Below are 6,687 nucleotides of genomic sequence, written 5' to 3'. Positions count from 1 at the left end.
CGGCTTCGAAACATGCCTGACGGCGGATGCCGGGGCTAAAAATTCGCCCGAACATGACATCAATTTGAAGAGGCTCGTCCAAAACCCTCTCCTCCCGAGGTAACGCAAAGGTCTCCCGAGGGAGAGGTGTCGCCGCTTTGGGCGACGGAGTGGGTGTCGGCTGTTCTGCTTCTTCCTCTCCCCGAGGGAGAGGCCTACGGGGCCTTGTCCGTAGGGTGAGGGCTAATGGCTGTTCTGCCCCGGCTCCCGCCCTTCCGAACGTAGGGGTAGGTCCCTGTGCCTACCCGGCTGTTGGATCGAGAGACCTCGCCAATAAGGCCGGTCCCCACACCGGGGCAACCACGGTGGGATTGCCCCTACGAGGAAACTGGGACCCCCAGTCCCCAACCCCCCCTGGGGCGGCCACGGGGAGCCGCCCGTACGGGGACGAGACACCTGCCACGCCACCCGGTCACCGTCTCTGTCCCGATGGGGCATCGGGACATCTCCCCCTGAGAGGGAGATACAAAGGCACGGTGCAAACCCGGCCAAGGGCCGGTCCCTACGGCACCGCTTGGCCGGCGTAGACGCCCGTGCAGCGCTCATTGTCGACGGCGACCTGGCCGTTGACGAGGACGAACGGGATGCCGACGGGATATTGCTTCGCGTCGTCGTACGTCGCCGTGTCTATCATGCGGTCTGCGTCGAAGACGACGATGTCCGCGAAGTAGCCTTTCTCAATGCGGCCGCGGCTCTTGAGGCCGAAGCGGCGGGCTGGGTTGTCGGTGACGCGCTGGACCATCTGCTCGAGGCTGATGGTGTTGAACTGGCGGCGCAGCCGGCCGAGGAAGCGCGGGAACGTGCCCCAGCCCCTCGGATGCGGCGTGCTGCCGAAGTGAATGGAGTCGCTGCCGACCATGTAGTCCGGACGGGACAGGAACTCGACGAAGTCGCGGCTGAGCTGTCGCCAGACCTTAATATCGTCGGGAGGCGTACCCCAATAGCCGACTTCGAAGTCCTCTTCCTCCAGGATCTGCAGCAGCGCCTCGCCGCTGGAAATGCCGCCGCGCATCTCCACTACCTTCGGCATGCTCATGCCTTCAAGCGCGGTGTTTTTGTTGGGCAGGTATGAGAGGACGGCCTCAGGAACATACCGGTGCGTCTGGTTGGTCAGGTAGTCCGCCAATTTCTTGCGTTCAACGGGGTTCGCGAGGCGCTTGCGGATGCCGTCCGGGCCGCCCTCGTGGGCGTAGCTGGGCAGGAAGCTGAGGGGGAACGTGCTGCCTGTTGGGTAGGGGTAGAGCTCCATCGTGCAGTCCACGCCCTCGGCCTGCGCCTTCACGATCAGCTCCAGCCGCTCCTTGACCTTGCCGGCGTTCGCAGCGCTCGTGCGGTGGTGGGAGAAGTGCACTTTCACGCCGGAGCGGCGGCCGATCTCGAGCGCCTCCGGGATGCCGCCGCCGCCGAATGCGCGGTCTGTGTTCACATCCCGCAGGTGGGTCTGGTAGACGCCGCCATACTCAGCGATGACCTTGCAAAGCTCGATAAGCTCGGCGGTGTCGCTCCACGCCTGAGGGTGGTAAGACATGCCCGTCGCCAGGCCGATTGCGCCCTGCTCCATGCCCTCGCGGATGAGGCGTTTCGCCTTCTCCATCCGTTCGCCGGTCATTGGGATGTCGGCGAATCCGCAGGTCTCGAGCCTTACGGCGCCGTGGGAGATAGGGTAGGCGACGTTGATTGCGCACTTCTTGTGATAGTGCGAGCGGAAGGCAGCGACGCTGCTCATATCGAGGTCCGGCGGCGGCGTGCCAAGGATTCCGCTCAGGTAGCGGCTATAGGCCCTGTAGTTCTCCGGCGACAGGGGAGCGTATGAGAGGCCGTCCTGGCCGAGTAGCTCGGTGGTGATGCCCTGCCGGAGGCCCTCCGGGTGCTGAGGATCGATCAGTAGCGCGGCGTCGGAGTGGGTGTGCGTGTCGATGAAGCCTGGGGAGACGGTCAGGCCGTTCGCGTTGATGATCCGCTTCGCTGCCGCCTGCGAGAGGTCGCCGATGGCGGTAATCTTCTCGCCGGTAATGCCAACGTCTGCGCGGTAGCCGGGAGCGCCGGTGCCGTCAACAACAGTGCCGCCGGTGATTATGAAGTCGAACACGATATTACCTCTTTCGAATACGCGGTAGACTCCGGGTTATGGGGGGCTGAAGACCCCCTCCTTGTATTCTTCCCCCGTGGGGGGAAGAGAAGACCGGAGGCCCCTTCGGGGCCAGAAATGGGACCGCCCGCCGGCGCTTCCCAGCTTTCCTCTCCCCCACGGGAGGGATACAGAGAGGGGGTCTTCGGCTTTCTGTCTTACTCCAGGGCGAGCTTGATGTGGAGCTCCTTGAGCTGCTTGTCCTCGACAACGCCGGGCGCGCCGAAGAGCGGGTCTATGCCCATCTGCGTCTTGGGGAAGGCGATGACGTCTCGGATGTTCTCCGTGCCGGTCATCACCATCACCAGGCGGTCGATGCCCGGCGCGATGCCGCCGTGGGGCGGAGCGCCGTAGTCGAACGCGTCCAGGAGCTGGCTGAAGCGCTCGCGCACCTGCTCCTGGCTGTAGCCGAGGACCTTGAAGACCTGCTCCTGGAGGTCGCGGCGGTGGATTCTGATACTGCCACTCGCCATTTCGAAGCCGTTGCAGATCATGTCGTAGCTGCGCGCGATGACGCGGGCGGGGTCGCTCTCCACGTACGGGATGTCCTCAGGCCGCGGCGTCGTGAAGGCGTGGTGTGCGGCGTCCCACTTGTTCTCCTCCTCGTTCCAGTCGAAGAGCGGGATGTCCACGACGAACGCCAGCGCGAAGAGGTCCGGGTCGATGAGCTTGAGACGCTTGCCCATCTCGTTGCGCATCGCGTTGAGCGCCAGGTGGGTGGCCTTCTTGTTCGGCCCGGCGATGATCATGATGAGGTCGCCGACGTTTGCGCCCGTCCGCTTCGCCATCTCCTCGACGACCTTGAGCGGCAGGAACTTCGCCACCGGCGACTTGATCTGGTCCTCGGTGATGAAGTCGATAGGCTTCTTCTCGCCGGTGAGCGCGATGTACACCAGGCCCTGGGCGCCCTTCGCCTTGGCAGTGTCCACCAGCTCGTCGAGCTGCTTGCGCGGCAAGTTGGCGATGCCGGGAGCCGCGAAGCCCTTGATGATGCCGCCCTTCTCCGCGACGTTCTTGAATACCTGGAAGTCGGTCTGGCCGACGAGGTCCACGAAGCTCGCCATCTTGATCGGGTTGCGCAGGTCGGGCTTGTCCGAGCTGTAGTCCCGCATGATGTCCGCGTACTTGAGGCGCGGGAACGGCTTCAGGATCTTCTTGGTCGGGAAGAGTGTCTCGACCATCGTCGCGAACAGCTCCTCGGTCAGGTTCAGGATGTCGTCCTGGTCGACGAAGCTCATCTCCAGGTCGAGCTGCGTGAACTCCGGCTGGCGGTCCGCGCGGGGATCCTCGTCGCGGAAGCAGCGGGCGATCTGGAAGTACTTTTCCACGCCCGCGACCATCAGCAGCTGCTTGAGCTGCTGCGGCGACTGCGGCAGCGCGTAGAACGTGCCGGGGTACAGGCGGGCAGGGACGAGGTAGTCGCGCGCGCCCTCGGGAGTGCTCTTGATGAGGATCGGCGTCTCGACCTCAAGGAAGCCCTTCTTGTCCAGGAACGAGCGGATGTAGGCGATGACCTTGTGGCGCGTTATGAGCATTTCGCGCATCTTGGTGCGGCGCAGGTCAAGGAAGCGGTACTTCATGCGAAGTATCTCGTCCACGTCCTCGGTGTCCGCGCCGCTGGAGCTGCTGATGTAGAAGGGAGGCGTCTTGGCCTCGTTCAGAATCGTCACGCTCTCGGCGACGATTTCGACTTCACCGGTAGGCAGGTTTTTGTTCTCGGTGCCGGCAGGGCGCGGGTTGACCTTGCCGGTGACCTGGACGACCCACTCGCTGCGGACCTTCTCTGCGGTCTTGTGCGCGTCCGGAGTGAGCTCCGGGTTAAAGACCACCTGGACTATGCCGGAGCGGTCCCGGAGGTCGGTGAAAATCAGGTTGCCGTGGTCGCGGCGGCGGTCTATCCAGCCCGCAAGCTTTACGGTCTGCCCTACGTGCTCTTTGCGGACATCTCCGCAATTGGTCGATTTTAGCAAGTCGTACTCCATGTGATGTCGGCCGAGCGGCGAACGCGCCGTTCCGGCAAACGCTATTAGACGATATCCGGAAGATTATAGATTAAGAGTGGGTACGGAGTACAGGGTACGGAGAGAAGGATGAATTATGAAGTATGAAGTGGGAGACAGGGCGGGCTCAGGCTTCGTAGACAGTTTTGCCGCCGACAATTGTTCGCAGGACCGGGATGTCCTTGATGGTGGAGGGGTCTGCGAGAGTTGGATCGGTTGCGAGCACCACGAGGTCGGCCAGTTTGCCGGGCGTAATGGAGCCTTTGAGGCGCTCTTCGACTGAGGCAAAAGCGCCGTGGAGGGTGTAGATGCGGATGGCTTCCTCCACCGTGATGCGCTGCGAGGGACCCCAGAGATTGCCTTCACTGTCCGTGCGCGTGACGCAGCTCTGGATGCCTATGAGGGGCTCGTAAGGGCCGGGAGGGTAGTCGGATGCTCCGGTGGAGACGGTCCCGTAGTCAAGGAAGCTCCGATGGGCGAACATCCTCTCCAGGCGCTCCGCGCCGAAGAAGCGCATCTTCTCGCCGTGGTGGTGGACGTATGTGCAGAACGGGGTCGCGATGGCGCCGAGCGATTTCATGCGCCGGAGGATTTCAGAATCGACGATAGTGCAGTGCTCGATGCGGAAGCGGGGATCGGGCCGAGGGAAGGCGGCCTGCGCCTTCTCGTACGCGTCCAGGACGATTTTGATGGCGCGGTCGCCGTTGGCGTGTGTGCAGACCTGCGGGCCGGCGCGGTGGATTTTGGTAACCCACTCCAGCGTCTCTTCAGGGGACATGGCCAGGATGCCGTGGTCGTCGGTACCGGCGTACGACTCCGACACGTACGCCGTGCGCGCGGCAATTGCGCCGTCCGATACGAGCTTGACGGCGCCGGTGCGGACCCAGTCATCCCCGTGGCCGGCGCGGCCGCGCGCGTCTGGGAGCGCGGCCATATGGTCACGGTGCATGATGCAGTAGACACGAAGGGTAAGATCGCCGGAGTCCCGAGCATTCCTGTATGCATCGAGGTAGCCGGCGGTGGCCATGACGTCGTGGGCGCTCGTTATGCCGGCGGCGGCCAGGCGGCGCTGCATGAGGCGCAGGCCGGCGCGCCTCGTTTCGTCCGATTCAGCGGGCAGGTAGCGCTTTATGGGATCGCGTGCGCGCTCATACAGGACGCTGTTGAGCCTGCCCGTGGCGGGGTCCCGGCCCAACCGTCCGCCAGGCGGGTCAGGCGAGTCCTCAGTGTAGCCGACTAGCTCGAGCGCTCTCGAATTCGCGAAGTAGACGTGGCCGGCGCGGTGGGAGACGAAGACGGGGCGGTCAGCGCTGACGGAGTCGAGATCCGTGCGTGTGAGGAAGCGGCGCTCGGCGGTCTTGGTGTCGTCGAACTTGAATCCCTGCACCCAGTGAGCGGCGGGGCGCGCCGCCGCGTGGGTGCGGAGCGCATTCAGGACGGCCGCGATGGAAGGGAGGTCGCAGTCAGCCGCGGTGGCGTGGAGGACGCCGGCCGCGATCGGATGGATGTGCGCGTCGATGAACCCGGGCAGGACGGTGGCGTCGGCGAGATCGAGTACCTGCGTGCCGGGGCCACGGAGGGCAAGCGCATCAGCCGCGCTGCCGACGGCGGCGATCCTGCCGTCGCGGACAGCGACGGCAGGATCGCGGGGGACGCCGGTATCCACCGTGATCACATTTGCGGTCGTGAGGATTGTGTCAGCGCGCCTGTCGGCGGTCACTTTCGGGCGCTCCTGGACCGGTCCACATTGAAAGCGAAACGAGAGCGCCCCGGCATGCGGGGCGCTATCGCTCTGAGCCAACTACCAACTTCTAACTGCCAACTTCCGACTACTAGATGACCACACCGCTGCCGCGCTTCTTGTTGCCGAGGTTCACGAACGTCTCGGTGCGGCGGACGCCGGGGATTGTGCCGATCTTGGAGCGCAGAAAGACGCCGAGCGCCTCCGCGTTCTCAAGAGTTACCCATGCGAAGACGTCGAATGAGCCGGTGGTCACGGCAACCCAGTTCACTTCGGGAAGCTGCATGACCTTGTCGGCCACCATGTCGAACTTGTCCGGGTCTACCTGGATGCCGACGAGCGCGCGGGAGTCCAGTCCCATCTTGGATGGGTCGGGTATCGCGACGACCTGGATGTACTCCTCCTGCACCAGCCGTTTGAGGCGGCGCCGCACCGTGCCCTCGCTAACGCCAACCTCGCGGGCGATGCCCGCGTTGGAGGCGCGTCCATCCTTCTTGAGTATATCGATGATCTTGCTGTCTAGTTTGTCCATACCCTCTTCCTTTAACGATGTACAGTTTCAACTGTACTTGTAATGACGAAATGTGTCAATTCGCGCATACTTGGATTGTCTTTGCTCAGTGATATTGTCAGTAGGTAACTGCTCAGTGAGTATGTCAGTCCATGAGAGGACTACATTTGACCGAGCGAGAAGCGAAGAGAGCACAGATACTGAACCTTGTTCTGGAGGGGCGTTGCGAGGCAAGTAAGGCCGCTGAGCTGATGGGTGTCAGCGAGCG

General features: G+C 63.5%; 4 protein-coding genes. All 4 read right to left on the bottom strand.

The genetic code is table 11. The annotated features are described in order from the left end of the window. Positions 1–541 precede the first annotated feature (541 nt). The 4 genes from FJ319_14175 to FJ319_14160 all read right to left on the bottom strand — a co-directional run bounded on the left by FJ319_14175 (position 542) and on the right by FJ319_14160 (position 6,440). Positions 542–2,128, bottom strand: coding sequence for a D-aminoacylase (locus FJ319_14175; protein MBM3935412.1), 1,587 nt, complete (start codon positions 2,126–2,128; stop codon positions 542–544). A gap of 197 nt (positions 2,129–2,325) precedes the next feature. Further along, the gene (gene aspS / locus FJ319_14170) at positions 2,326–4,137 is read right to left on the bottom strand and encodes an aspartate--tRNA ligase (GenBank protein ID MBM3935411.1); all 1,812 of its coding nucleotides are present in this window, start codon (positions 4,135–4,137) and stop codon (positions 2,326–2,328) included. A 157-nt stretch (positions 4,138–4,294) separates the two neighbouring features. After that, a complete protein-coding gene (locus FJ319_14165; protein ID MBM3935410.1) occupies positions 4,295–5,968 on the bottom strand; it encodes an amidohydrolase in 1,674 nt (557 codons plus the stop codon). 31 nt (positions 5,969–5,999) lie between these two features. After that, entirely contained in the window at positions 6,000–6,440 is a 441-nt protein-coding gene (locus tag FJ319_14160; protein ID MBM3935409.1) for an Lrp/AsnC family transcriptional regulator, read from the bottom strand. Positions 6,441–6,687: the final 247 nt, after the last annotated feature.

The sequence above is a fragment of the SAR202 cluster bacterium genome (assembly GCA_016872355.1).
In the GTDB taxonomy this organism is placed as follows: Bacteria; Chloroflexota; Dehalococcoidia; order Lucifugimonadales; family VGZY01; genus VGZY01.
This window is presented reverse-complemented; position numbering and strand designations above follow the sequence as displayed.